Genomic DNA, 3,386 nt, shown 5'->3' with positions numbered 1-3,386 from the left:
CCGACTCTATCAGACCGTTTCCGTTCCGATTTCCTCGGTGCTTTCCAGTTCCAGCACCACTTTCGCGGCGCTTTTCCTTTCCGGCGGTTCCGACTTTATCAGATGTTTTCGGCCGGTCTTGCCGGCTTCGAATTCCGATTTATCGGGGGGTTGTCCTTCTCCGACCGACAGTCGGGAAGCGACTCGGTAGATCCTACCGGCTGCCGTGGGGTGCTCCGCACCTCTCCGGGCAACTGTTCAAATCTACCTCCACCATCGTGCCGCGTCAACGGCAGTTCCGGGGGCGAAGAGGAGAGTAGCAGCTAGTAGCCGCTCGATGCACATCACGCTGCGACGGGGGCCGCGGCACTCCGTCCGCTCTCCTCCACGTCACCCGTCTCGCCCGCGCGGACGGCGCGACGGCCGAGTACCCACACATAGGCGAGGAACGCCAGCTCGGCGAGGACGCCGATGCCGACGCGGGCCCAGGTCGGGAGGCCGGACGGGGTCACGAAGCCCTCGATCGCGCCGGCCACGAACAGCACCAAGGCGAGGCCGACGGCCATGCCGAGGGCGGCGCGTCCTTCCTCCGCCAGGGCGGCCCTCCGGGTACGGGGGCCCGGGTCGATGACCGTCCAGCCGAGCTTGATGCCGGCGCCCGCGGCCACGAAGACGGCGGTGAGCTCGAGCAGACCGTGCGGGAGCACCAGGCCGAGGAAGACGTCGAGGCGCCCGGCGTCGGCCATCAGACCGAAGCCGGCGCCGAGGTTGAGCATGTTCTGGAAGAGGATCCAGATGACCGGCAGCCCGATGAAGACGCCGGTGATCAGGCACAACGCCGCGGCGCGGGCGTTGTTCGTCCAGACCTGGGCGGCGAAGGAGGCGGCGGGGTGGCTCGAGTAGTAGTTCTCGTACTCGCCGCCGGGGCGGGTCATCTCGCGGAGGTCCGCGTCCGTGCCGAAGGCGGCCTGGACCTCGGGGTGGGTGGCTATCCACCAGGAGAGGACGACGCCCACCGCGACCGAGATCAAGGCCGTCGGCACCCACCAGCGGCGGGCCCGGTAGAGGGCCGCCGGGAAGCCCTGGACCAGGAACCGGGCGATGTCCTGCCAGGACGACTTCCGCGTTCCGGTGACCTGGCTCCGGGCGCGGGCGACGAGCTGGCTCAGGCGGCCGGTGATCCGCGGGTCCGGGGCGCTGGACCGGATGACGGAGAGGTGCGTCGCCGCCCGCTGGTAGAGCTCGACGAGCTCGTCCACCTCCGCGCCGGTCAGACGGCGTCGCCGACGGCTGAGCAGCGTCTCCAGACGGTCCCACTCGGCGCGATGGGTGGCGACGAAGACGTCCAGGTCCATGGGTGTCCGCTGCTCCTCAACCTGCTTCGGCGGGGCCGCACTGCGGCGGCGTGGCCCACAGCTTGGCAGACTGGCCGCCCGGACGTCAGTGCGGGACGGATTCCCGACGGGGCGCGTGTGCGCGGTCCGGGCGGTCGGACCGACGGGGCAGTGGAAGGGGCGGGGCGATGAGCGAGCTGGTGACCGGTGAGGCGGTGGCACTGGAGGTACGGCCGGCGCGGTTTCCCAGCAGGGCGCTGGCGGTGATCCTCGACCTGCTGGTGGTGCTGTTCGTCTGGTTCGTCGTGCTGATGCTGCTCTTCGCCACGCTGGAGTCGGTCGACGAGGCGGCTGCGGCGGCGATCTCGGTGGGCACCTTCCTGCTGATCCCGGTCGGTGTGCCGATCGCGGTGGAGACGCTGACCCGCGGCCGGTCGCTGGGGAAGCTGGCGCTGGGCCTGCGGGTGGTGCGGGACGACGGCGGTCCGATCGGGTTCCGGCACGCGCTGGTCCGGGGGCTGCTCGGGATGATCGAGATCCTGATGTCGTTCGGTGTGGTCGCCTGCATCGCCTCCCTGGTGTCCTCGCGGGGCCGACGGCTCGGTGACGTGTTCGGGGGGACGCTGGTGGTGCGGGAGCGGGTGCCCGGCGGGCCGGTCCTGGGGACGCCGCCGCCTCCGCCGTACCTGATGGGGCGCTTCGCGCACCTGGACCTGTCGGCGGTGCCGGACGACCTGTGGCTGCAGGTGCGGCAGTACCTGACGCGCATCGGGCAGCTCGAGCCCGCGGTCGGGTACGCCATGGCGCACCGGCTGGCCACGGAGATCGCCACCAGGACGGGGGCGCAGGCGCAGGGGGTGTCGGCGGCGGAGTTCCTGGCGGCGGTGATGTACGAGCGGCAGTCGCGGGAGGCGGCGCGCGCACAGGCCGCGGCGCAGGCCCGGGCGCGGGCGCAGTCGACGGTGGCGGGGCCGTACGTGCCGCCCGCGCCCGGGCCGTTCCAGCCGCAGAGCCCGTACCCGACCCCGGCCCCCCCGTACCCGGCTCCGGCTCCGGCTGCCCCGGCCTCGGCCTCGACTCCGGCTGCCCCGACTCCGGCTGCCCCGGCTCCGGCCCCGGCCCCGCCCGAGGAGGCTCCGCGCAAGGGTGGTTTCGCGCCGCCCGCCTGAGGCGCCGAACCGCAGGTCAGGCCGGGGGTTGGCCGGGGTCCGTGAAGGCCGACGGTGGTGACTGGAGGTCGTCCAGTTCGATGCCGGGAGCGGCGAGAACGACGTCGCCGGCGAGGTGCACGGTGTGCTGCTCGCCGGTCCCCAGGTCGGTGACCCGGTAGGTGTCCACGACCAGGGGACCGCTGTCGGTGGGGTGGGTCTCGCGGCCGGTCAGGGCCCAGGTCCGGTCCACCGTGAGCGGTGCGAGGACCGGGTCGGTGAACGCGACCAGCCGCACCCGGACGGGGTCCTCGGACGGGGCCGGGCGCAGCAGGCGGGCCGTGGCGACGAGGAAGGCCGGGGAGGCGCCGGCGACGGCGTGGGCGCGGACGTTCCCCTCGGTGGCGTGCTCGCCGGTGGGGTCGGTGCGGACCCAGGTCACCCCGTCGAGCGCGGCGGCTCGGACCTGCCAGCCGCCGGCGTGGAGCTCCACGCGCAGGGGGCGGCCGAGGGCGTCGAGCGTGACGTCGACGGATCCCCGGTGGTCGCCCTCGGGGGTGAGGAACTGCGAGACGTAGCGCCAGCCGGAGGGGCCGGGGGCGCACTGGAAGTGCTCCGCGCCGAGCGGGGTGCCGTCGTGCGGGTCGTGGAGCAGGTAGCGGCCGGTGGGCATCGGTGTCCTGGTGGTGGGCGGAAGGGGGCCCGGACGGGGCAGGCCCCCGCCACGAGGGCGGGGGCCTGCCGGGAAGGGTCCTGCGGGTCGGACAGCCGCTCAGTAGCGGTAGTGGTCCGGCTTGAAGGGGCCCTCGACCTCGACGCCGATGTAGGAGGCCTGCTCCGGGCGGAGCTTGGTGAGCTTCACACCGAGCGCGTCCAGGTGCAGCGCGGCGACCTTCTCGTCGAGGTGCTTGGGCAGCACGTACAC

General features: G+C 73.0%; 4 protein-coding genes. 1 reads left to right on the top strand and 3 read right to left on the bottom strand.

Annotated features, from left to right (window positions below; translation table 11 throughout):
* Positions 1-323: 323 nt before the first annotated feature.
* Complete coding sequence (locus tag ACWD3O_RS33955; RefSeq protein ID WP_451418556.1) at positions 324-1,334, bottom strand: stage II sporulation protein M; 1,011 nt, start codon at positions 1,332-1,334, stop codon at positions 324-326.
* A gap of 167 nt (positions 1,335-1,501) precedes the next feature.
* On the opposite strand from ACWD3O_RS33955, the gene ACWD3O_RS33950 reads away from it, so the two are divergent.
* Positions 1,502-2,482, top strand: coding sequence for an RDD family protein (locus tag ACWD3O_RS33950; RefSeq protein WP_451418555.1), 981 nt, complete (start codon positions 1,502-1,504; stop codon positions 2,480-2,482).
* A gap of 16 nt (positions 2,483-2,498) precedes the next feature.
* On the opposite strand, the gene ACWD3O_RS33945 is transcribed toward ACWD3O_RS33950, so the two are convergent.
* Both ACWD3O_RS33945 and ACWD3O_RS33940 read right to left on the bottom strand, forming a co-directional pair.
* Positions 2,499-3,134 (bottom strand): hypothetical protein, encoded by a 636-nt coding sequence (locus tag ACWD3O_RS33945; protein ID WP_451418554.1) that lies wholly within the window; start codon positions 3,132-3,134, stop codon positions 2,499-2,501.
* Between the two features lie 99 nt (positions 3,135-3,233).
* A partial coding sequence (locus ACWD3O_RS33940; protein ID WP_451418481.1) for an adenosylhomocysteinase occupies positions 3,234-3,386 on the bottom strand: 153 nt, incomplete at its 5' end.

The organism is Streptomyces sp. NPDC002640 (assembly GCF_053592575.1).
This window is presented reverse-complemented; position numbering and strand designations above follow the sequence as displayed.

What these genes read in the sequence shown, in the direction of transcription:
- ACWD3O_RS33955 (WP_451418556.1), bottom strand. Translation starts at nt 1,334, where the DNA reads ATGGACCTGGACGTCTTCGTCGCCACCCATCGCGCCGAGTGGGACCGT.
- ACWD3O_RS33950 (WP_451418555.1), top strand. Translation starts at nt 1,502, where the DNA reads ATGAGCGAGCTGGTGACCGGTGAGGCGGTGGCACTGGAGGTACGGCCG.
- ACWD3O_RS33945 (WP_451418554.1), bottom strand. Translation starts at nt 3,134, where the DNA reads ATGCCCACCGGCCGCTACCTGCTCCACGACCCGCACGACGGCACCCCG.